Origin of the sequence: Pseudomonas sp. SJZ131 (genome assembly GCF_007828705.1) — a bacterium.
Classification (GTDB): Bacteria; Pseudomonadota; Gammaproteobacteria; order Pseudomonadales; family Pseudomonadaceae; genus Aquipseudomonas; species Aquipseudomonas prosekii.
Map to the genome: position 1 here is coordinate 114,695 of NZ_VIVC01000001.1, position 22,700 is coordinate 137,394.

The 22,700-nt window shown below is 59.6% G+C and carries 20 protein-coding genes and 1 pseudogene; 6 read left to right on the forward strand and 15 right to left on the reverse strand.

From position 1 onward, the window contains the following. Window positions 1–11 precede the first annotated feature (11 nt). The 3 genes from FBY12_RS00250 to FBY12_RS00260 form a co-directional block, all read right to left on the reverse strand. Complete coding sequence (locus FBY12_RS00250; protein ID WP_145249969.1) at window positions 12–716, reverse strand: LuxR C-terminal-related transcriptional regulator; 705 nt, start codon at window positions 714–716, stop codon at window positions 12–14. A 469-nt stretch (window positions 717–1,185) separates the two neighbouring features. Then, a complete protein-coding gene (locus tag FBY12_RS00255; RefSeq protein ID WP_121732262.1) occupies window positions 1,186–2,337 on the reverse strand; it encodes an MFS transporter in 1,152 nt (383 codons plus the stop codon). Between the two features lie 137 nt (window positions 2,338–2,474). Further along, window positions 2,475–2,726, reverse strand: a complete 252-nt coding sequence (locus FBY12_RS00260; RefSeq protein WP_145249972.1) for a hypothetical protein — start codon at window positions 2,724–2,726, stop codon at window positions 2,475–2,477. Window positions 2,727–2,769: 43 nt separating this feature from the next. On the opposite strand from FBY12_RS00260, the pseudogene FBY12_RS00265 reads away from it, so the two are divergent. Then, window positions 2,770–3,081 (forward strand): annotated as a pseudogene (locus FBY12_RS00265) (helix-turn-helix domain-containing protein); the annotation flags it as partial. A gap of 4 nt (window positions 3,082–3,085) precedes the next feature. On the opposite strand, the gene FBY12_RS00270 reads toward FBY12_RS00265, so the two are convergent. From FBY12_RS00270 to tssI, 5 genes are read right to left on the reverse strand one after another with little or no spacing between them, the layout of a single operon-like run. Continuing rightward, complete coding sequence (locus tag FBY12_RS00270; RefSeq protein WP_101207435.1) at window positions 3,086–3,301, reverse strand: hypothetical protein; 216 nt, start codon at window positions 3,299–3,301, stop codon at window positions 3,086–3,088. 42 nt (window positions 3,302–3,343) lie between these two features. Further along, window positions 3,344–4,273 carry a tetratricopeptide repeat protein gene (locus FBY12_RS00275; protein WP_256663246.1) on the reverse strand — a complete coding sequence of 310 codons (930 nt, stop codon included), beginning with the start codon at window positions 4,271–4,273 and terminating at the stop codon, window positions 3,344–3,346. Between the two features lie 19 nt (window positions 4,274–4,292). After that, window positions 4,293–5,204 (reverse strand): tetratricopeptide repeat protein, encoded by a 912-nt coding sequence (locus FBY12_RS00280; protein WP_145249974.1) that lies wholly within the window; start codon window positions 5,202–5,204, stop codon window positions 4,293–4,295. Then, on the reverse strand, window positions 5,185–7,374 hold the full coding sequence (locus tag FBY12_RS00285) for a phospholipase D-like domain-containing protein (protein ID WP_145249977.1): 2,190 nt from the start codon (window positions 7,372–7,374) through the stop codon (window positions 5,185–5,187). The genes FBY12_RS00280 and FBY12_RS00285 overlap by 20 nt, the downstream gene beginning before the upstream one ends. A gap of 17 nt (window positions 7,375–7,391) precedes the next feature. Next, window positions 7,392–9,752 carry a type VI secretion system tip protein VgrG gene (gene tssI, locus FBY12_RS00290; RefSeq protein WP_145249981.1) on the reverse strand — a complete coding sequence of 787 codons (2,361 nt, stop codon included), beginning with the start codon at window positions 9,750–9,752 and terminating at the stop codon, window positions 7,392–7,394. Window positions 9,753–10,011: 259 nt separating this feature from the next. Between tssI and FBY12_RS00295 the strand changes: the two genes are divergently transcribed. After that, window positions 10,012–11,004, forward strand: a complete 993-nt coding sequence (locus FBY12_RS00295; RefSeq protein WP_145249984.1) for a diaminopimelate epimerase — start codon at window positions 10,012–10,014, stop codon at window positions 11,002–11,004. Window positions 11,005–11,119: 115 nt separating this feature from the next. On the opposite strand, the gene codA is transcribed toward FBY12_RS00295, so the two are convergent. From codA to FBY12_RS00325, 6 genes are all read right to left on the reverse strand, one after another. Then, window positions 11,120–12,364 (reverse strand): cytosine deaminase, encoded by a 1,245-nt coding sequence (gene codA, locus FBY12_RS00300; protein WP_092279798.1) that lies wholly within the window; start codon window positions 12,362–12,364, stop codon window positions 11,120–11,122. A gap of 13 nt (window positions 12,365–12,377) precedes the next feature. Beyond that, window positions 12,378–13,649 carry a cytosine permease gene (gene codB, locus FBY12_RS00305; RefSeq protein WP_145249986.1) on the reverse strand — a complete coding sequence of 424 codons (1,272 nt, stop codon included), beginning with the start codon at window positions 13,647–13,649 and terminating at the stop codon, window positions 12,378–12,380. 182 nt (window positions 13,650–13,831) lie between these two features. Beyond that, window positions 13,832–14,662, reverse strand: coding sequence for an alpha/beta fold hydrolase (locus FBY12_RS00310; RefSeq protein WP_145249989.1), 831 nt, complete (start codon window positions 14,660–14,662; stop codon window positions 13,832–13,834). A 1,026-nt stretch (window positions 14,663–15,688) separates the two neighbouring features. Beyond that, complete coding sequence (locus tag FBY12_RS00315; protein ID WP_145249992.1) at window positions 15,689–16,138, reverse strand: GNAT family N-acetyltransferase; 450 nt, start codon at window positions 16,136–16,138, stop codon at window positions 15,689–15,691. A gap of 111 nt (window positions 16,139–16,249) precedes the next feature. Beyond that, window positions 16,250–16,606: a 6-carboxytetrahydropterin synthase QueD gene (gene queD / locus FBY12_RS00320; protein ID WP_019692825.1), complete on the reverse strand. Its 357-nt coding sequence runs from the start codon at window positions 16,604–16,606 to the stop codon at window positions 16,250–16,252. A gap of 75 nt (window positions 16,607–16,681) precedes the next feature. Beyond that, window positions 16,682–17,761, reverse strand: a complete 1,080-nt coding sequence (locus FBY12_RS00325) for a patatin-like phospholipase family protein (RefSeq protein WP_145249995.1) — start codon at window positions 17,759–17,761, stop codon at window positions 16,682–16,684. A gap of 225 nt (window positions 17,762–17,986) precedes the next feature. Here FBY12_RS00325 and FBY12_RS00330 point away from each other — a divergent pair, with 225 nt between their 5' ends. The 4 genes from FBY12_RS00330 to FBY12_RS00345 are packed head-to-tail and all read left to right on the forward strand — an operon-like array spanning window position 17,987 to window position 20,582. Then, window positions 17,987–18,295, forward strand: a complete 309-nt coding sequence (locus FBY12_RS00330) for a PepSY domain-containing protein (protein ID WP_121732268.1) — start codon at window positions 17,987–17,989, stop codon at window positions 18,293–18,295. After that, on the forward strand, window positions 18,295–18,600 hold the full coding sequence (locus FBY12_RS00335; protein WP_092279810.1) for a PepSY domain-containing protein: 306 nt from the start codon (window positions 18,295–18,297) through the stop codon (window positions 18,598–18,600). The genes FBY12_RS00330 and FBY12_RS00335 overlap by 1 nt, the downstream gene beginning before the upstream one ends. A gap of 3 nt (window positions 18,601–18,603) precedes the next feature. Beyond that, on the forward strand, window positions 18,604–19,272 hold the full coding sequence (locus FBY12_RS00340) for a response regulator transcription factor (protein ID WP_121732269.1): 669 nt from the start codon (window positions 18,604–18,606) through the stop codon (window positions 19,270–19,272). Next, entirely contained in the window at window positions 19,269–20,582 is a 1,314-nt protein-coding gene (locus tag FBY12_RS00345; RefSeq protein WP_101207421.1) for a sensor histidine kinase, read from the forward strand. Before FBY12_RS00340 ends, FBY12_RS00345 begins: the two co-directional genes overlap by 4 nt. Before the next feature lie 168 nt (window positions 20,583–20,750). Here FBY12_RS00345 and FBY12_RS00350 read toward each other — a convergent pair whose 3' ends face one another. Then, on the reverse strand, window positions 20,751–22,427 hold the full coding sequence (locus tag FBY12_RS00350) for an MFS transporter (protein WP_145249998.1): 1,677 nt from the start codon (window positions 22,425–22,427) through the stop codon (window positions 20,751–20,753). Window positions 22,428–22,700: the final 273 nt, after the last annotated feature.

Below are 22,700 nucleotides of genomic sequence, written 5' to 3' on the forward strand. Positions count from 1 at the left end.
GAGCAATGCGCTCAGGCCAGCGTGAAGGACGTCTCGGTGGCCGCGCGGTCCTGCGCTGAGTACATCCAGCGCTTCAGCGAATGGCGGCCACTGATGCCCATTTTTATCGCGGCGCGTTTGAGGTAGCTTTCGACCGTATTGGCCTTGAGGTTGAACTGCTGCGCCAACTCGGGCGCGGTGCTGCCGGCGAGCAAGCCGATGCACACTTCCAGTTCGCGATTGGACAGGCTCAAGCCCGACTGCAGCAAACGTTCGGAAAACCTTTGCCGCAACACGTCGAGGTGCTGGCCTTCGCTGCTTGCGGTGGCGTGTTCGTGGCCGATGGCGGCGTGGTGCAGGGCGGCGACGTGTTTTTCCACCATCGGCAGCAGCAGCGGGGCGAAACCTTCGAAAAGCCGTCGATCCTGCGCGGAAAAGTCCGCAGCGTGCGGCGATCGATGCACCGAGACCAGATAACGCACATTGGCGTCGCGGCGGCTCATGTGCAATTGCGGCGACGTCTCGGTGGTGGGCAGGGACGTCAATTGCGCGCCGAGCCAGCAGCCGCAGGTTTGCGTCTGCAAATGGCCGTGGGCGTCGACGTTGGTCTGCGAAATGTGCGTGGCGTCGATGGCCAGGCGGGTGAGCATCAGCTCGTGGAGCATCTGCGCAAAACCGCGCGTGCCGGTGCTGGCAATGACTCTGCCGATGTGCGGAAACAGAATTTGTGTATTCATCATTTCATCCGTGAGTTTGAGGTGTTGAGGTCCAGGTCCTTTTGCGCGATTTGATGAAGTGAACGGCACGATTGCCGATCACGCCGACGATGCGGCTGCTTCGTATCCTAGTACAGAGCGGCGCAGGAGGTAGTGGCAAAATGATTTTTTTGCACTGATTTGTAGCAGTGTGCTGTGGCGCGGGGATTAGATGCATCAGTTGAGATTGGTGCTGGATAGGCGGCCGTCATCGCGAGCAGGCTCACTCCCACAGTTGATCTGCGTCGGACACAAATCCCATGCCCCCCGCAAATCCAATGTAGGAGCGAGGCTTGCCCGCGAAAGCGGTGTGTCAGTCGCTATCGATGTTGGATATGCCACCGTCATCGCGAGCAGGCTCACTCCTACATTGGATCTGCGGTGAACACGGTTTTTGTGATCGACATGCAACCCTGTAGGAGTGAGCCTGCTCGCGATGCTTTTCAGCTTTTCACACCTTCAACACTTTCCCGCCAATCGCCACGGCCACCAGCAACACGGCCATCAGCCCGAACGCGAAACTCAGGCTGCTGGCATGGGCGACGAAGCCGATCAGTGCCGGTCCGGCGAGGATCCCGGCGTAGCCGAGTGTGGTAATCGCCGGTACGGCAATGCTTTCCGGCATGACGGTTTGTTTACCCACGGCGGTGTACAGCACCGGCACGATGTTCGAGCAACCGGCGCCGACCAGCGCATAACCCACCAACGCTGCCTGCCAACTCGGCGCAAATGTCGCCAGCGCCAGACCTACCGCCGCCGTCAGCCCGCCAAACACCATCACTTTGGTCGCGCCGAGGCGGCGCACAATCGCATCGCCGGTCAGACGCCCGGCGGTCATGGTCAGCGCGAACGCTGCATAACCGAGCCCGGCATACGCTGTGTCGATCCCGCGTTCCGACGCCAGGAACACCGCACTCCAGTCGAGCACTGCGCCTTCGGTGAGAAAAACGATAAAGCACATCATCCCGATAAACAGCACGATGCCATGCGGCACGGCAAACGCCGGCCCGGAACTTTCGCTGCCATACGGCAACAGATGCGGCGCCGCTTTGAGCAGCGCGACAATCAGCATCACATTCACCACCAGCGTCGCGCCGAGCGGCGAAACGCCGAGGCCGAGGAGGGCGCTGACACCCGCCGCGCCGACGATCCCGCCGAGACTGAACAAACCATGAAAACCCGACATCATGGTTTTGCCGCTGGCCCGCTCGACAATCACCGCTTGCAGATTCACCGTCGAATCCACCGTGCCCAGCCCGGCACCAAACATGAACAACGCCGCAATCAGCGCCGGAATCGACGACACCGTCGCCAACAATGGCAGCGCCGCACAAATCAGCAACACCCCGGCACTGACCACCCGCCGACAGCCAAAACGCGTAGCCAGCAACCCGGCCAATGGCATCGCAATAATCGACCCGACGCCCAGGCACAACAGCAGCAAGCCGAGCGTGCCTTCGTCGAGCCCGGCACGCGCCTTGGCGTAAGGCACCAGCGGCGCCCACGCAGCGATGCCGAAACCGGCAATGAAAAAAGCCACGCGGGTGGACATCTGCTCCAGGCGTCCGGGCACAAATGAGGTGGGGGTGTTGAGGTTGGTCATATCAATCCTTGGCAAAAAACGTCGCGTACCCAAGGGACAGTGACTTACCGGTCAGGTTCGATCAGCGTCCGCAGTGGTTCGCGGTCAGGCAGGGCGACATCGTTGCACAGCCCGACACTCCATCGCGAGCGCGGGTGTCACCTTCGTTCGCACAATCGGCGCAGCGCTTGGTCACGCACTTGCAGAATTTCGAACAGGCCCAGCGCTTTTAACGCCGGCAAGGCCTCGACGATATCTTGCTCGGCCTGCTGTCGTTGTTCGTCCCTGGCATTTGCGTCGGTGAGCACTCGCGCACTGAAAAGGAAGGCGCCAACCGTGCCTTTGCGCACCGTGGTGCCGCTGAATTGGCCTTGGTCGAGATGGTCGGGAAGCAGGTCTTCGGCGCGCACATCGGTGACTCCTGTTGAATGAGTGCTCAGCCTAAAACGACAGGATCCGCGACTGCGGCGGATCACCCAGGCGCTGGTCGACGACTTGGCCGACAACCGCTCTTTGGAGCAATGGGCGCAGTGGGGTGGCGTATCGACACGAACCCTGGCCCGGCGCTTCGTCAGCGAAACCGGCTTCACCTTCAGCCAATGGCGCCAACGCGCGCGGTTGTTGCGAGCGCTGGAGTTGCTGGCGGCCGGGGCGGCGGTGACGACCGTTGCGCTGGAATTGGGGTATGACAATGTGAGCGCGTTTGTTGCGATGTTTCGCCGGGCGTTTGGGGTGACGCCGGGGCGGTATTTCCTCGGGCCTTGAAGGTTTACTCGGCGTTATCTTTCGGCCAGCAGATCGCGATGACGCCACCGGCCAGGCTCAAGAAAAACAACACTTTGGCAGCCATGAACGCGACATCCACATCACTGGAGACTTTCCCTGCCCCGGACGCTGCACCGGCGACACCGCCTAGTCCGATGAGTGCGCTGAAGAGGGAAATGGCCAGCAGGATAGCGGCGAGAATGGCGAGGGTTTTACGCATGGTGTAGCTCCTTTGTTGGTGGGTCTTCCGTGAGGATTAGGGTTATAGCTCTGGGCGACGGTCCGGGTGTTCGGCGTCGAAGCCTTGTTTGGGGTGGGGTGGGAGGGGGTGGTCTTTCATCAGATTCGGAAAGCGCAATTTTTGGTCGGCATTTAGTTGCTTTAATAGGCCGGCATATAGCTCGTGAAGATTCGAGTTTGGCTGATATCCAAAGTTGTATATTGTTCGGGGTGCAGGTTCAAAGGCACCTTTTAGATTGTTTAATCCTGAAGAGCTACCCAGTGATGCGGCGCGTTGGTAATAAAACAGTGCAAGAGGCATGTTTTCTTTAGAGATTTTATAGAATGCCGCTGTTTCTATAATTGCATCTAGTGAGTCTTGAGCGCCGGCACATCGGAAATAAGGTTCTGCCATTCGTGCATCTTGTTTGTCTCTGGGCAATTGGAACGCAAAATAATTTCCGATGCGGACCTGAGCCAATGGATTACCTAATTGCGCGGCCTGGAATATATAGGAGCTAGCCATCCGGTCCGATTTCATGATTCCACGCCCGTGTTCGGCGACCACAGCCCAATCGTAGTAACCCAACGGGACCTTGAGTTTCACCATGCGTTCGTATAAATCAAGCATCTTGCTGGTGTCTTGTTCAACACCAGGCCGTCCTGGCCAACCCGTGCGGTAGAGCCCCGCTAAGTTGTGCATTGCTTTCCAATGATCTTTGGCGATGGCTTTATCGTAAAGCCCCACAATCGTTACCCACTCTTTCACCCCTCGTACTTTCTCCAAAACGCGAGCCTGTTGAAACCATTCTTCGGCTTCTGCATCCAGCGGTGGGTTGTGATCTTTTTCATAGGCGCAGGTGAAGATTGGGTAGGCCATGGCTGGCGCGCCGCTCAATATACAAACAAAAGCGATGCATAAAGCAGCAGCTTTGGCGGTGGCCGCCAGTCGCTTCCAGTGTCGATGTGTCATGACTTAATCTCGCTGCAGGTCATATTTCCGGCCTGCGGTCTGGATGTTCTGCGTCAAAACCTTGTTTGGGGTGGGGCGGAAGAGGATGGTCTTTCATGAGGTCAGGGAAGCGTAACTGAGGGTTAGCCTCCAGTTGCTCCCATAGATTTGTATAAAGCTCATGAAGCTTTGAATCTGGCTGGTATCCAAAGTTGTCTACAGGGTCTGGTTCAGACTCAAACGCACCGCTTAGATAACTGAAACCCGTAGCGCTGCCTAGCGAAGCTGCTCGTTGGTAGTAGAACAGTGAAAGAGACATGTTTTGTTTGGCGTTCTTGTAAAACGATGCTGTTTTCGCTACAGACTCTGCATCCTCCTGAGCACCCGCACAACGGTAATAACGCTCAGCCATTTCGTCGTCCTGCTGATTCCTTGGAAGTCCAAAAGCGAAGTATTGTCCCAGTTGAACTTGCGCCAGTGGACTGCCCAATTGTGCAGCCTGAAACATATAGGAACTGGCCATTCGGTCAGATTTCAATATCCCGCTCCCATGCTCCGCAACCACCGCCCAGTTGTAATAGCCCAATGGTACTTTGAGCTTCACCATCCGTTCGTAAAGATCGAGCATCTTGCTGGTGTCTTGTTCAACGCCAGGCTGTCCCGGCCAACCTGTGCGATAGAGACCCGCCAAGTTGTGCATCGCCTTCCAATGATCTTTCGCGATTGCTTTTTCGTAAAGTCCAACGATGGTGTTCCAGTCTTTGACCCCTCGCACTTTCTCCAAAGCACGTGCTTGTTGGAACCAGCGCTCAGCTTCCGCATCCAGTAGTGGGTTGTAGTCTTTTTCGTAGGCGCAGGTAAATGTTGGATAGGCCATGGCCGGAGCTCCGCTCAACAAAGTAAAGAGAATGAGGGCAAAAAGAGAAATGGAGTTAGTCAATGGCTTTTGCATAAGGCGTCTCCACGTCCCAGAACCGGCTTAGATGAGCTACAAGTGGCAGACCACGTCCTTTTTTTTCCCAGTTATCATCCATTACTTTGTTCCAATGTTTAAAGTTGGCTGCTGCTTTGAACCGCCCCTTGCTATCGCTAAACGACCTACCCGCATGCAACCCCCACAACTCCTCCCGCCACTGCTTCGCCAACTCCGGATCCGGCATCGCAACCCCCAATTCCGAGTCGGTATGCATACTGCGAGTATTGATATTCGCTGAGCTCAGCAAACTGAAAACATCATCTACCACCAGCAATTTCGAGTGCACATAGATGTCTCGGAAATAGGCCTGATTGCCTTTGCCCAACGTGCCGCCAGGCTCTGGTGTGCAGGCGGTGAGTGTGGCGATGGCGACTTTGATGCCTGGCAAATCCTTGAGGGTATAGGGTTTTGCATCTTCGCCGTCATCCGATTTCGGTTTGCCGAGTTCGGCGACGTCTTTTTGCTTGAGGCCGCCCATGCGTTCTTCCACTTCGGGGGTGACGCCCTTTTTTTCCAGTTCAGTGATCTGGCTTTTCAATACTTCGGCGCGATTGAGTTGAGCACGTTGTACGTAGGAGTCGTTGTTCGGATTGGCCTCGAGATAGGCCAATTCGCTGCGTTTACGCAGCATGTCTTCTGTCAGGCTGCGTTGGGCCTGGGGCATCAGTTGTTCTTGCCCCAGTTCTTGCAGACTCGAATAAGTGGTACTGGAAAAATCCTTGGAGTTTGGGTTGTTAGTGACCACGAATACATACAAGTCTTTATCTCGGCCCTTGGCCATGTAGGCCGCCGCCAGTTCACGCAGTTGCCGGGAGAACGGCGCGTAGCGGAAGTACTGGTTTTCAAAGTAGGCGTAGTCGCGCACGTTACCCAAAGCCTTGTGATAGAGCTCCAGAATTGACGTTTCCGCGCCTTCTTGCGGTTGTGTGCGGCATATCTGCGCCGTGGTCGAGCCGGCAGCTTTGAAGTTGTCCGGTTTGATGGCTTGGCGCTGCGCCTGCATCCCGTCTTCAAACCATCTTTTGACCCAAGAGGTTTCCCGATCCCAGGCGCTGGTGAAGTTGTGGTTCAGATCATGCAGGACCGGGCCTTGTACCTTGGTGGACAGGTCTTGCCAGGGCCCGAAACCCGGACTGCGCTGTGCGGCTTTGTCGTTGTAAAGGTGCGCACTGGTGTCCCAGTAGTTGCGATGCATGTTGTGACCCATTACGAAACCTACCGCGTTCGCGGCGTCTTCATAGTCCACCAACACCATCTTCTGGTGGTGGCTGGCGAATAAGGTCAACCCCAACATGTGGGCAAAATGGGTGTCCGGCGCTTCGTCTTTCATCAACCGATACAAGGTTGCCAGGCGTCCTTTTTCCTTGGCCATCTGCGGTCCGCGGATGATCGCATTCAGCGGGATTTCAGTAGAAAAGTCTCGGGTGCGAAACTCAACGTTCTGCATTCGCCCATCGTGGATGCGATTGAACCATTCCCGGGTGTATTCCTCGTCGTCAGGTGAATACCCCGGGGCGCCCGAACCTCTGAGTTTGTTATAGGCGCCTTGGCCGTTCAGTCTGGTTTCCGTGTCGGTCAGAATGTCCTGCAGCTCCTGTTCGCGCTTATCGTATCGATAGCCGCTGGTGCCGTAGGCAGGGATTTCACCGGCCCGAAGTTTGGTCAATTCATGTTGGTGAATTGTGCGGCGATACTCCAGTTGCTGGCGATCTTCGAGCGTGCGGTTGGAACCGGCGCTGCCCCTGGTCATGCCCGAGCCCATGGCCGTCCCGCCCGAGCCTCCCAGGCCATCGCCGATAATGGTGTTTTCAACAAAGTTGGCCAGCGGGTTCTTCCAGATCAACACGCGGGTCTTTACGCCGTGGCGTCCTCTAACGTCCAGCAGTTCGCCAATGCGATCGCCGCCCGGCTTGAAACGCATCGCCGGGTCGAATCCCCAACTGATGATTTCGACGCTCTTCTGCGCCGAATAAATTGCGTCGTATACCGCACCAAACGCCTTGTCACCATTGATCAGCGGGGTGACCTTAATGCCGGCTCGCGGCGGGTACATCGCTTTGGCCGCGAACCAGTCCATGGTCAGAGCGGTGGACTTGTGATCTTTGGGCGTCAGCTGAATCACTTCTTTGCTGTAATCAGTCGTCATTCGGAGGCTTCCTGCACTCAAAGGCTTTTCGGCTTGTTTGTCGGGTTCAGAGCCGCGCCACGGTAGTCATCCGCCGAGCTCAAGGGTTCAAGCTGGTCCGCTTTTGCCTGGTAGTCCCGGTAGCCCTGGCGTGCCAATTGCTGGTTTTGCGAGGCCGCTTCACCGCTTTCTTCCTTGGGCTCGATCTCGAAGCGGTGACCGTTCACCAGTTCCACTGCGTAAGTCTGAGTGCCGGGGACATGATCGAACTTGATCACGCCGTCTTCGCCGGTCAGGCCTTCCTGAATCACGGCACCATCGGCGAACAGCGTATAGGGTTCATCCTCGTAACCGGGATGGCCGGGCACTGCACTAATGGTTGCGCTGAGTTTATGAATGACTTCCGGTGCCGGTTGCGACTCGCCACGTTCCGGTACTTCGCCGGCCTTGTCAGACGCAGCGGGCAGGGGCACCAGCGGCAAGAGCGCGGCATTTCCGGTTCCCACGCCCGGTGCACCTCCGGCATTCAATCTGATTACCGGGCCCACCACGGTTATGCCGCCCGCATCCAGTTTGATGAAACTTCCGCCAGCTTTCACGGTGAGTTCCATACCTGCTTCGATGACCATCTTTTGCCCGGCCTTGAGATGGATTTCCTTGCCTGCCGTCATTAACTGCGCGGTCCCCAGTTTGATGTGCTGGTTTTGGCCAACTACCCAGTGATCACTAGCCTTCACCTCCACCTTGCGATCAGCAATGGTGGTGCGATGTTCTTCAGCCTTCAACTCGGTGTAAGTGTTCTTCTCCACCGTGTCATGGCGTTCATTGCCCACGCGGATTTTTTGGTCGTGCTCAACGTTTTCATCCCAATCGCGCTGGGCATGCAGGTAGATCTGTTCCGCGCCTTTTTTGTCTTCGATGCGCAGTTCGTTGTAGCCACCGCCGCCGGGTGAGCTGAGGGTTTTGAATACGGTGCGGGTTTTGTTCGCCGGCAGTTCGTAGGGGACGAGGTTTTCCTTGTGGTACAGGCAACCGGTCACCAGCGGCTGGTCGGGGTCGCCTTCGAGGAAGGTGACGAGGACTTCCATGCCGATGCGCGGGATGGCGATGGCGCCGTAGCGGTCGCCGGCCCAGCTTGATGAAACGCGCATCCAGCAGCTGGTTTTGTCGTCGGCCTGGCCTTCGCGGTCCCAGTGGAATTGCACTTTGATGCGGCCGTATTGGTCGCAGTGGATTTCTTCGCCCTTGGGCCCGGTGACCAGCGCGGTTTGGCTGCCGAGCACGCGCGGTTTCGGGTGTTGCAGCGCGGGGCGGTAGAACACTGCCCACGGAGTGGCGAGGAAGCGGTTGCGATAGCCCTGGTGGAAGTCGTCTTTGTTGTCGGTGGTGTCGCTGGTCACCGCCTCTTCAAGCACTTGCGGCTGCTTGCCTTCGTGGAAGATTTCGGTGAGCAGCCAGAGGTCGTTCCACTCCTGGCGCGGGTGGTCGGAGAGTTCCAGGAAATGGCCGCTGACCAGTCGCGTCTGGTCGCCGTTACCCTCGGCTTGTTGATAGTCGGCGCGGTGTCTTTCGAGGGCGCGTTGGCTGAGGAACTTGCCGCGCGCGCGGTCGATGAAGCGGCCCGGGTAGTCGTAGTCTTCCAGGTCCGGCTCGGTCCTTTCGCCGTCAGGTTTGTAGGCGGATTCGAGTTGCAGGCGTGGTTTTTCGAAGTCGTAGTCGCCACGGGTGACGCGGCCGGTGCGGGTCTCCAAACGCAGTTTGAAACCTTTGATCACCGGCTCGTCGGCGACCATGCCGCTGCCCTGCACGTACGCGGTGGGCTGGCCGAGTTTCGGAAACACGGTTTGGTCGTCGCCGAACACCAGCAAGTGGCCCTCGGGCGTGTGCTGGAAGTGGTAGTGAATGCCTTCTTCTTCGCACAGGCGCTGGACGAAGTGCAGGTCGGTTTCGTCGTACTGCACGCAGTAGTCGCGGTCGGGGCAGGTTTCGTTGAGCTGGAAGCTGTAGGTGTTGCCCTTGATCCCGTGTTCTTCGAGGATCAGCGCGATGATTTTCGGCGCCGACATTTGCTGGTAGATGCGCTGGTTGGTGCGGTGCTTCAAATAGCTCAGCTGCGGCACCAAGGTCAGGCGATAGCGGGTCAGGCGTTTGCCGGCATCGCCTTGGGCAATGCGGTAGATCTGGCCGTGGATCCCGCTACCGGCTGCGTCCAGCGCCAGAAACGTCTGTTTGTGCAGCAGCGTTTCCAGGTCCAGGTCGGGGTTTTCGCTGACCAGCTCTACATCGAATGCATAGGGTTGGCTGATGCCTTCAGTGCCTTTAAACGACAGCACTTGCAGGTCGTGCTCAAGCCCTTCAATGATCAAGCTGAAATGCGTTTCGTTAGCTGGGTTGAACATCTCTGGCTCCTTGAGGTGTTGCGTGTGCTCCATGGAAAAGCTAACGCCCGCACGATCCGAGTGCGTTATCGCGAACTGCGCTGGATGATAAAGGCTTAAAGTTGCGCAAGAAGTTGCGCACATAGGCTTGGCGCTACGGCCCGGTTACGCATCACGGTATTGATACAAGATGTTTCTGGGCTAAGTGCTATCAGTTTCCTTGAAACTGCGCCTGCGAATACAGTGGCAAACATTTTCCAGCAGATTAATCGGAAGATTCATGACGCCGTTCTACGACGCCCGAGGCAATATCTACGCGGTACTGACGCCGGACGCGCTGCGCCGCAACGGCATCGAGCTGCCGGCAAACGCCCGCGACGCGGCGCAAACCCGCGAGCAGTGGGCGTTGCCGGCCATCGAGGCTTTCTGCAGTTGGGCGCCCGGCACTCAGCCAGTCCACGCCAAACAACATCGCTGCGACGGCCTGCTGGTCGGGCCGTTCCAGACGTCGCCACCCTTCGACCTGCTCATCGTCAACACTGATGGCACGCTTGCCGAGCGCAGCGGCAATGGCCTGACGATTTTCTCGCAAGCGCTGAGTGAGCAAGGTTTGCTGGGCAATCAGCAGGCCTGCGTGCTCAAAGTTCATCACGACAAAACCGACGCTGTCTCACCGGTGGAAACCTCGGTGAAACCCGCCGAGGTCGACGGCCTCCACGGCTTCTGGCTGGACCTCGGCAAGCCTGCGTTCGGCCCGCAGGCCGTCGGTGCGCGGGATGTTCAAACGGTGATGTTGAACGCTTGCGAAGTCAGTCATGTGCCGCCGTTATCGGCGCTGAGTTCCGCGTGGGCGCGCAGCCAGTTTGTGCGGATTGGCAACCCGCATTGCGTGACGCTGGTGGCTGACGTCGATGCCTTGCCGAGCAATCAGCAGATGCGTGAAGCGCCGCTGGCTGAAGGGCTGACGCGGATTGCTTTTGCCGTGCCGAGCGGGGCCGGGCAGCCGTGTGCGGCGGGGTTGAATCTGCAATGGGCGGCGCTGGATGCTGCCGGGCAAATCCGTGCGCGGGTGTTTGAGCGCGGGGAAGGGCCGACGGCTTCGTCGGGCACTAGCGCGAGTGCGGTGGCGTGCGCGGCTTGGCGGGTTGGGTGGGTCCAAGCCGGGCCAGTGCAGGTCAAAATGCCCGGCGGGACGGCGCCGGTTTTGCTGGAAGAGCAGGGCGGTGAATTGAGTCGGGTGAGGTTGTTTGGTGCGGCGCGGTTGATCGGGTGAATTTTGCGAGGGCTATCGCGAGCAGGCTCGCTCCTACAGGGGTTGTGGTGAACAGATAAATCCGCTGTAGGAGCGAGGCTTGCCCGCGAAGGCGTCCTCTCAGTTCAACTCACATTCAAACCTGCTGCGGCCATTCCACGCTCGGCATCTGGCGCTTCATCAAAACCTCACCCCCGCGAATCGAGTACAGCGGCAGACCCTGGCTACGAATCACTTCGTAATCGCTGTCCGCTGACAGAATCAGCAGGTTCGCCGGGCGCCCGCGCTCCAGCCCGTAACGGTCGCCGAGCGCCATGGTTTTTGCGCTGTTGTCGGTCACCAGATCCAGCGCGCTTTGCAGGTTGCGATAACCGAGCATGTGGCAAATGTGCAGGCCCGCTTCAAGCACGCGCAGGATGTTGCCGTTGCCCAGTGGATACCACGGATCGACGATCGAATCTTGGCCGAAACACACGTTCATCCCGGCTTCGAGCAGCTCGTTGACGCGGGTGACGCCACGGCGTTTCGGGAAGTTGTCGAAGCGGCCTTGCAGGTGAATGCTTTCAGTCGGGCAGGAGACAAAATTGATCCCCGAATGCCCGAGCAAGCGGAACAGCTTGGCGCAGTAGGCATTGTCGTAGGAGCCCATCGCCGTGGTGTGGCTGGCGGTGACGCGCGCGCCCATGTCACGGCTGCGTGCTTCTTCGGCCAGCACCTCGAGGAAGCGCGAATGCGGGTCGTCGGTTTCATCGCAATGCACGTCGACCAGGCAACCGGTGCGCTCGGCCAGGTCCATCAGGAACTTGATCGAACTGACGCCTTGATCGCGGGTGTATTCGAAGTGCGGAATGCCGCCGATCACGTCGGCGCCCATGCGAATCGCTTCTTCCATCAGCTCGCGCCCGTTGCGGTACGACTCGATGCCTTCCTGCGGGAACGCGACGATTTGCAGGTCGATCAGGTGCCGACTTTCTTCGCGCACTTCGAGCATGGCTTTGAGCGCGGTGAGGCTCGAGTCGGTGACATCGACGTGCGTGCGCACATGCTGGATGCCGTGGGCGGCGAGGGTCTGGATGGTCTTTTTGGCGCGGGTCTTGGTGTCTTCGAGGGTGATCGTCGCTTTGCGCTCGCCCCAGCATTCGATGCCTTCGAACAGCGTGCCGCTCATGTTCCAGCGCGGCTCGCCGGCGGTCAGCGTGGCGTCGAGGTGGATGTGCGGCTCGACGAAGGGCGGCACCACCAGGTTGCCGCCGGCGTCGAGGTCACCGGGGCCGAGGGTCGGGGCTTCGGTCTGGCGGGCGATGTTGCCGATCAGGCCGTTTTCCAGGTGCAATTCATGCAGGCCTTCTTGGTTGCGCAGGCGGGCGTTGATGATGTGCATCAGGCGAATCCTTTTATAGATCTTGTAGTGGCGCGTCGGCAGTGCGGACACCCAGCACGCCGGTCAATAACACATACGTTAGCGCGGCAGCGGCAATGCCTACCAGCGGCGCGACCCACGGCGAGCTGAACGCGGCAATGGTGCCGACCGCATAGGCGCTCAGTCCGGACCAGTTGAACGCCGGCAGCCGGGCTTCGGCCAGTCGTGGATATTGACCGCGATAACGGAAGAAAAAGTCCGCCATGATCACGCCACCGATCGGCGGAATCACCGTGCCGAGCAGAATCAGGTACGGCACCAGCATGTCGTACATGCCCAGCAGCGCCAGCAGCGTGCCGATCACCGCGCCGGCCAGGGTCACGGTTTTGCGCCGCCCGGTGCGCAGCAGATTGCAACCGGCGACGGCGAAGTTGTAGATGGTGTTGTCCTGGGTGCTCCAGATATTGAGCAGCAACATGGCCATCGCGGCCATCGCAAAACCTTGCAGCAACAGCACTTCGACCACGTCCGGTTGCTGGTAGACGATCGCGCCATAAGCGCCGATCAACACCATCAGGCCGTTGCCGATGAAGAAGCCGATCAGGCTCGCCAGCACCGCCACCCGTGCCGAACGCGAGAAACGTGTCCAGTTGGTCGCTTGCGTCGCGCCGCTGACGAAGGTGCCGAACACTAACGTGATGGCGGTTGACCAATCGAGTGTTCCCGTCGGTATCACCGCGAGCAAACCGTTGAAGCCGCCGACCTTCACCGTGGCCACCCACATCGACAGCATCAGCAGCAACATCATCGCCGGCACCGCGATGTAGGAGAGGATTTCCAGTCCGCGATAACCGACATACGCGGTGGCGCAGAACACCATGCCGAACAGCACCATCAGCCCAAGCACCGTGCCTTCGCTCAGCTCGAAATATTTGCCGAGCACTACCGCTGCAGTGGCGGTGCCCCAGGCGTACCAGCCAATCTGGGTGAAACCGAGGATCAAATCGCTGAGCTTGCTGCCGACTTCGCCAAAGCAGAAACGCCCCATCAGCACTGAGTTGAGGCCGCTTTTGAAGGCGATGTAACCGAGCGCCGCCGCGTAGATGCCGAGCAGCAGATTGCCGACGACGATCACCGCCATCATCTCGCCGAAACTGAACGCCACGCCGAGCTTGCCGCCGGCAAACATGGTCGCAGTGAAAAAGGTGAAACCCAGCAGCACCATGGCCGTAGAGGCAAGGCCCTTGCGGGCATGCATCGGTACTTCGCTGAGCGGGTAATCGTTGCCGGGATCGTTCTGCGCCATGGGGCATTCCTTGCTGGGATGAGGGACGCGAGAAGGGTTGCAGTGGTCGTGCCAAGGCTGGAGTGATGGGCTCATTTATTGCCGAGGCGCGGGGATTGCGTGGAATTGCGAGCGAAAGCGGTGCGCAGTGTTGAAACCGCGACACCGTAATGAGGCAGACCGATCACCTGTAGCGAAGGGGATTATGGAGTGCGCGACAACGGCAAAAACCGCAGCAGCGCCGCGACAATCGCTTCCGGCGCATCTTCTTGCAGCAGGTGCCCGGCATTGGCAATGGCGTGGAAGTTCGATCCCGGGATCATCCGGTGCAACGCGCGCCCGCGCTCGATCGGGATCCACTGATCATCTTCGCCCCACAGAATCTGTACCGGGCAGCGAATGCTCGGGTACAGCGGTTCGGCTTCCTGGTTATAGCGCTCGTCCATTTGCGCGATCTGCCGGTAGAACGCCGCTTGGCCCGAGTCGCCGAGCCACGGCTGCACGTAAGGCGCCAGTTCCTCGTCAGGGATGTCGCGGTGGATCGCGCCACGAATATAGGCCGGCACAATTGCGCGCTGAATGTAATCCGGCAGGCCGTTGAATGCCGCTTGATGCTGGCGCACATGCTGCACGAACGGCGAACCCCAGGGCGTCAGCGCCACCGGATCGATCAGCGTCAGGCTGCGGTAGTTTTTGCCGTTGAGCAGATGCGTGCGCAGCGCGGTGGCGCCGCCGAAATCATGAGCGACCACGTCGGGTTGCTGCAGGCCCCAGTGGTCGAGCAGTTGCGCCAGCAGTTCGTTCTGCACGCCGAGCGACACGTCGCCGCTGATTTTCTCGGACTGCCCGTAACCCAGCAGATCGAAGTAATACACCCGATGCGTGGCAATAAAATGCGGCGCGATGCGATGCCACACATAGGAAGAAAACGGCGTGCCATGCACAAACACCAACGGCGGCCCGTCACCGCGCACGGCGTAGCGAACGCAATGTCCGTTGAAACGATAAGTCTGAGCCAGCGGCCAGTCAGTCATGAGGATGTCCTCTTGGCATGTTCGAGCGCAAAAGCATAGGACGAAAATTGCGGGTTTGCCGTTGGTGCCCGGTATGCCCAACACGCAACCCCGTAGGAGCAAAGCTTGCTCGCGAAAGCGTCGTGTCATTCAGCAATGATGTTGTCTGACACGACCCCTTCGCGGGCAAGCCTCGCTCCCACAATGGATCCCGGGTGGTCATGGAATTTATGCCAACACGCAACCCCGTAGGAGCAAAGCTTGCTCGCGAAAGCGTCGTGTCAGTCAGCAATGATGTTGCCTGACACGGCCCCATCGCAGGCAAGCCTCGTTCCCACAAGGGACCCCGGGTGGTCATGGGACTCATGCCAACACGCAACCCCGTAGGAGCAAAGCTTGCTCGCGAAAGCGCTGGGTCAGTCGACGATGATGTTGCCTGACACGGCCCCATCGCGGGCAAGCCTCGCTCCCACAGTGGATCTCGGGTGGTCATGGAATTTATGCCAACACGCAACCGCGTAGGAGCAAAGCTTGCTCGCGAAAGCGTCGTGTCAGTCAGCAATGATGTTGCCTGGCACGGCCCCATCGCGGGCAAGCCTCGCTCCCACAAGGGATCTCGGGTGGTCATGGGATTTATGCCAACACGCAACCCCGTAGGAGCAAAGCTTGCTCGCGAAAGCGCTGGGTCAGTCGACGATGATGTTGCCTGACACGGCCCCTTCGCGGGCAAGCCTAGCTCCTACAATGGATCTCGGGTGGTCATGGGATTTATGCCAACACGCAACCCCGTAGGAGCAAAGCTTGCTCGCGAAAGCGCTGGGTCAGTCGGCGATGATGTTGCCTGACACGGCCCCATCGCGGGCAAGCCTCGCTCCCACAATGGATCTCGGGTGGTCATGGGACTTATGCCAACACGCAACCCCGTGGGAGCAAAGCTTGCTCGCGAAAGCGCTGGGTCATTCAGCAATGATGTTGTCTGACACGACCCCTTCGCGGGCAAGCCTCGCTCCTACAATGGATCTCGAATGGGCACGGGGTTTGTGCCCGTTACAGCGACTTGCTCATGTGCACGCGGCGCAAGCCGTTTTCTTCGACCCGATGGGTTTCCACGAAGCCGCGGCGGGCGTACAGCGCGAGGTTTTCGCTCATCGCTTCGTTGGTGTACAGGCGGATCGACGAATATCCCGCCTCCAGCGCATGGCGTTCGGCGAAGTCCAGCAACTGCCGGCCGAGGCCTTGGCCCTTGAGCGCCGGGCTCACCGCGATATTGTCCAGCAGCAAATAGTTTTCCGTGTCGATCAACACCACAAAACCACTGAGGCGCTTCTCATCGGCCAGCACATGCACGCGCCTGGCCAGCACCTGGCTCGCATAGTCATCGAGCATCGGCGCGGGTTTGCGGCCGATACGTTCGATGTAAGGCGAGTAAGCTGCCTCGACGATGGCCTCGATCTGCGCGATGTCCTCAAGCGTTGCGGGACGAATGATCAGCGACATGACACGGACTCCTTTGGAGCCAAGGATGGGGCCCGACTGTACCGGTCGTGAGCGCGAAACGACAGGCATAAAAAAACCACCGTCGCCGGTGGTTCTTCTCCAACAGCGGTTTCACTCGCCGTGATAAATGCAGCCGCTGGTGCAGGTTTCATGAATGCGGATGGCGCTGAGTTCCGGCAGCAGCGGCTTCAGCTCATTCCAGATCCACTTGGCCAACACTTCGCTGGTCGGGTTTTCCAAGCCAGGAATATCGTTCAGGTAATTGTGGTCCAGACGCTCGTACAACGGCTTGAAGATCGCCTTGATCTCGGAGAAGTCACGAATCCAGCCAGTGTGCGGATCAAGGTCGCCGCTCAGATGAATCGCGACTTTGAACGAGTGACCGTGCAAGCGACCGCACTTGTGGCCTTCCGGCACGTGGGGCAAGCGGTGGGCGGATTCGAAGGTAAATTCTTTGAAGATTTCCACAGTGATTTTCAGCTCTGTCAGGTGGCGATCGCCGCGGCGATTTGGGCAGGCGGCGAGTTTAACAGCTTGTCCTGACTAAAGGGTCAGCAAGCGCTCGCCAAGTCGACCGCTGGCGGCCAGTTCGAGAAACTCGTCGCCCATGCGCCGGCTCTCGTCCATCGCCGCACGCCAGTATTTCTGCCGGCTCGGCGCATCGCCCATGAAGCGCTTGAAGTCGTTGCGGTCCGGCAGTTTGCCGAAGGGCAGCCGCGCCAGATATTCCTTTGACGGCGCCAGCAGCAACACGTCCTGCAAGCGCGTGGTGCAGGCGCGGCGCCACGGTAGGGTCTTGTCGAACCAGCCGGGAATCACCCGATCGGTGAAATGCGGATAGAGCACGATGCCGTCGCCGCTGTAGGGCAGGTCGAGGTGATAGTCGAGCAGACCGCCGTCGCGGAAGGTCCCGGCGCCGGCCCCCGGCAGGTCGCGCACGCCCTCCATGACCATCGGAATCGAGCCCGACGCCAGCAGCGCCTGACGCAAGTTGCCGGCATTCAGGGCGACGAAGCGCGACGGAAAGTCGTTCAGCGCATTCACCGGCGGCGCCAGGCGTGGGTCGTGAATGATCAGGCGCTCGAAGTGCCGCGCCAGCCGTGCCCGCCCGCGCAGGTTGTCGGCAATCACCGACGACAAGCCTAGCCCCAGCCGGCCGCGATGATCATGTGCGAGCAAACCGTGGCTTCTGACCACCATGATGTTCAGTCGGTAATGCGCGTTATCGAGGATCGTCGCATCGCGGCCATCGAGCAGTTCATCGAGCATGCGCCGCGAGCTCTGGCTGATCTGCGCCATGGTCACGCCTTTGTCGAAATTCTGCTCGGTGTACAGGTGGCCGAGGCGCCGAATGCCCGCGGCCGCATCCGGCAGGCACGCGCTGGCGAAGCGCCAGGAACCCACCGACGCGCCGATCAGCGAACGCTCGCGCGGCGCCGCCGGCAGCCACTCCCCAAACAGCGCCAGGTCCAGACCCTGAATGCCCAACGCCTTGGGCCCACCTGCCGCACCGGGGAGGGTGCCGACGTCGGCGGCGTTCAAGCCGTTCTGGCGAATACGCGCAAAGGCCCGCGGGCCGGCCTTGAGCGTCAGGGAAGGGAACTTGATGTGGATGGCGGTCATACCGGTCTCAGTGTTTGGCGAACGGGGAATTATAGACAGGTCAACGACGAAATGTAGGAGCCAGGCTTGCCGGCGAAGGCGATTTCGAGGACGCCTTCGCCGGCAAGCCTGGCTCCTACAAGGGCATAGTGCACGCCCGAGCAATGATGGCAATTCAGTTTCAGTTAAGTTCGCCCCGCTATGGTGCACTCCTTGCGCAACAACATAATGAACACGGAGACACCCATGAAAACCCTGACTGCCCTGACCCTCGCTGCCATCATCGGCATGACCGCTGGCATCGCCCAGGCCCGCGACCTCGGCCCCGACGAAGCCCTGAGACTGCGCGACGCTGGTACCATTGTGTCTTTCGAGAAACTCAACGCCGCCGCACTGGCCAAACACCCCGGTTCGACCATCACCGAAACCGAGCTGGAAGAAGAGTACGGCAAGTACATCTATCAGGTGGAAATGCGCGACCCGCAAGGGCTTGAGTGGGACCTGGAATTGGACGCTGTCAGCGGGCAGGTTCTCAAGGATCATCAGGATACGTAATGAAGCTGTTTTCATTTTCACGCACAGCGTTGGTGCTGCTGACGTTTTGCTCGGTGGTCGTGGCGCGCGACCTGGACCAGGACGAAGCCTTGCGCTTGCGCCAGCAGGGCGTGATCCTGCCGCTCGAGCAATTGCTGCAGCAAGCGCTGGACCGTTATCCAGGCTCGAAACTGCTCGAAGCCGAGCTGGAAGAAAAGCACGACGTGTACATTTATGAAGTCGAGTTGCTGACCACCGAAGGCGTGGTCCGCGAGCTGGACATCAAGGCTGCCACTGGCGAACTACTGAAAGACAAGGAAGATTGATCGATGCGCTTGCTTCTGGTGGAAGATCACGTGCCCCTGGCCGACGAATTGCTGGCCGGCCTCAACCGCCAGGGTTACGCCGTGGACTGGCTGGCCGACGGTCGCGACGCGGTGTATCAGGGCAGCAGCGAGCCTTACGACCTGATCATCCTCGACCTCGGCTTGCCCGGTGTGCCGGGCCTCGACGTGCTGACGCAGTGGCGCGCCGGCGGTCTGGCGACGCCGGTGTTGATCCTCACCGCGCGTGGTTCGTGGGCCGAGCGCATCGAAGGCCTCAAGGCCGGCGCCGATGATTACCTGACCAAACCGTTTCATCCCGAAGAGCTGCACCTGCGCGTCCAGGCCTTGTTGCGCCGCTCCCACGGCCAGGCCAATCAGCCAACGCTGAAGGCTGCCGGGTTGCACCTTGACGAGGGTCGCCAGTGCGTGACCCGCGACGGCGCCGACATCCAACTCACCGCTGCCGAATTTCGCCTGTTGCGTTATTTCATGCTGCACCCCGAACAAATCCTCTCGAAAAGCCACCTCGCCGAACACCTGTACGACGGCGAAACCGAGCGCGATTCCAATGTGCTCGAAGTTCACGTCAACCACTTGCGGCGTAAGCTCGGGCGCGCCGTGATCGAAACCCGTCGCGGCCAGGGTTACCTGTTCGGCGGGCAAGCGCAGTGAGATCGATCCAGCGCCGCTTGAGCCTGGGGCTGATCAGCGTGATGGTGATCGTCGGCCTGGTGCTGGCGCAAACCAGTTTGTGGTTGTTCGAGATGGGTTTGCAGCGCTACCTCGAGGCCGGTCTACGCAACGACAGTGAAAACCTGCTGTCGGCGCTGGTGCGCGGTCCGCAAGGGTTGCAGCTGGATGAGCGGCACTTGTCGCCGGCCTATCAGCGACCGTTTTCCGGGCATTACTTCCGCATCGATTTTGCCGACAGTCACTGGCGCTCCCGCTCATTGTGGGATCAGGAACTGCCGCGCCTGGACCACGCCGGGTTGCACAGCAACCTGCAACTGGGGCCCGAAGGCCAGCAATTGCTGGTGCTGCGCTCGGACTATCGACGACTCGGCCAGTCGATCTCGATCAGTGTCGCGCAGGATTACACGCCGGTGCGCGAGAGTTTTCTGCGCATGCAACAGGTCGGTTTGGGCCTGGGGCTGGCCGGGTTACTGCTGATTCTGCTGCTGCAACGGATCACCGTGCGCCGCGCCTTGCGGCCGCTGGAAAAGGCCCGCGAACAGATCGCCCAATTGCAGCAAGGCCAGCGCTCGCAACTCGACGATCAGGTGCCGGTAGAGCTCGAGCCGCTGGTGGCGCAGATCAACCATTTGCTCGCCCACACCGAAGACAGCCTCAAGCGTTCGCGCAATGCGCTGGGCAATCTGGGGCATGCCTTGAAAACCCCGTTGGCGGTGTTGCTCAGCTTGGCGTCGAGCGAAAAACTCGATGCGCATCCGGAGTTACGCAAGGTCTTCCAGCAGCAGTTGGAGCAGGTGCAGCAGCGGCTCAATCGTGAACTGAATCGCGCACGGTTGTCCGGCGATGCGTTGCCGGGCGTGTTGTTCGATTGTGATGCCGAGCTGCCGGGATTACTGGCGACGCTGAACATGATTCACGGTGAACACCTCGACCTGAGCTATCGCGCACCGGCCGGTCTGCTCTTGCCGTGGGATCGCGAGGATTTGCTCGAATTGCTCGGCAACCTGTTGGACAACGCCTGCAAATGGGCGGACGCCGAGGTGCGTCTGAGCGTGGTTGAAAGTGCGCAACAGTTTGAAGTCAGCGTCGAGGATGATGGCCCGGGCATTCCCGAAGACCAGCGCACTCAGGTGTTCAGTCGCGGCACTCGTCTGGATGAACAAACCGACGGCCACGGCTTGGGCCTGGGCATCGTGCGCGACATCGTCGACACCTGGGGCGGGCGCATGCTGTTGCTGGAAAGCGAGTGGGGCGGGCTGAAAGTCGTGATCGAATTGCCCAAGCGTTGATCGCGATCGCTCTGCTGACTGTGGTGAGGGAGCTTTTGTGGTGAGGCAGCTTTTGTGGCGAGGGGGCTTGCCCCCGTTGGGTCGTGAAGCGGCCCCAAAACAAGCGGGCCTGCTACGCAGTCCAACGGGGGCAAGCCCCCTCGCCACAGGTTTAATGTCAGCCAATGACTACGTGTGGTGAATCTCGCGATCCTTGGTTTCCGGCATGAAGAAAATCCCCAGCACCGCCGTCATCACCGCGATCACAATCGGGTACCACAACCCGTAGTAAATATCCCCGGTGGCCGCGACCATCGCGAACGCCACCGTCGGCAGGAACCCACCAAACCAGCCATTGCCGATGTGATACGGCAGCGACATCGAGGTGTAGCGAATCCGCGCTGGGAACAGTTCCACCAGCCATGCGGCAATCGGCCCGTAAACCATGGTCACGTAGATCACCAGAATCGTCAGCAGCAGTAACACCATCGGATAATTGGTTTTCGCCGGGTCAGCTTTTTCCGGATAACCGGCCTCTTTCAACGCACCGCTCAGGGTCGCGGTGAAGGCGTCGTTGCGGGTTTTGAAGTCTGCGGCGGCGAGGCTGCTGCCTTCGAAGCTCGGGATCATCCGGTCGCCGATCCGTACCTGGGCAACGGTGCCGGGCTCGGCGGTTTCATTTTTGTAAGGGATCGCGCGTTTCGCCAGCAGGGTTTTCGCCAGGTCGCAGGAACTGGTGAATTTGGCTTTGCCCACCGGGTCGAACTGGAACGAGCACTGCTCTGGATCCGCGATCACCGTCACCGGATTTTTCTCCTGTGCGATGAACACGTCAGGATTGCCGTACTGGGTCAGCGCGTGGAAGATCGGGAAGTACGTCAGCGCCGCGAGAATACAGCCGGCCATGATGATGCCCTTGCGGCCGATGCGGTCCGACAGACTGCCGAAAATCACAAAGAATGGCGTACCGATCAGCAGCGAGCCGGCGATCAACAGGTTGGCGGTTTGCGCGTCGATTTTCAGCGTTTGCAACAGGAAGAACAACGCGTAGAACTGCCCGGTGTACCACACGACCGCTTGACCGGCGGTGCCGCCGAGCAACGCCATGATGACGATTTTGAGGTTTTCCCAACGGGCGAAAGATTCGGTCAGCGGCGCTTTCGAGGCTTTGCCTTCGGCCTTCATTTTCAGGAAAACCGGCGACTCGCTGAGTTGCAGGCGAATGTACACAGAGACGATCAGCAGCAGGATCGACAGCAGAAACGGAATCCGCCAGCCCCACGCCTCGAACGCTTCGGTGCCCAGCACGGTGCGGCAGGCGAGGATCACCAGCAGCGACAGAAACAGTCCGAGCGTCGCGGTGGTTTGAATCCACGAGGTGAAAAAGCCGCGCCGGCCTTTTGGTGCATGTTCGGCGACGTAAGTCGCCGCGCCGCCGTATTCACCGCCCAGCGCCAGGCCTTGCAGCAGGCGCAACGTGATCAGGATGATCGGGGCCGCGACGCCAATGGTCGCGTAACCGGGGAGGAAACCGACCACCGCGGTCGAGATACCCATGATCACAATGGTGATGAGGAAGGTGTGCTTGCGCCCGATCATGTCGCCCAGGCGGCCGAACACAATCGCCCCGAACGGCCGCACCGCGAAACCGGCGGCGAAGGCGAGCAGGGCGAAGATGAACGAGGTGGTTTCGTTGACGCCGGCAAAGAAGTGCTTGGCGATGATCGCCGCGAGGGAGCCGTATAAATAGAAGTCATACCATTCGAATACGGTGCCCAGCGAGGAGGCGAAGATCACCTTGCGCTCCTCTTTGGTGATCCCGTGATTGGGCGCGCTGCCCGTGGTGGTGTTGTCAATTGCGGCCATGGGTCTTCTCCGTCTTGTTCTTGTTGTAGGCCGGAGCACCTCACACCCTTATTGCCGCACCCAGGCCCTGGGGCTGATGACATTGGATTGCGCGAAGCAGGGAAGCGGACAAACCGCGCATTGCTGCGAAGTTTCCTAAAGCATAATCAGCTTCGCGCAAATATCCACCCGGCCACTTCAAACGGCAGAAACGACAGGAAAACCTGATGGATGGGAACCATCACTGGGGGGAAACCTGTGGGAGCCGAGCTTGCTCGCGATGGCGGTTTATCA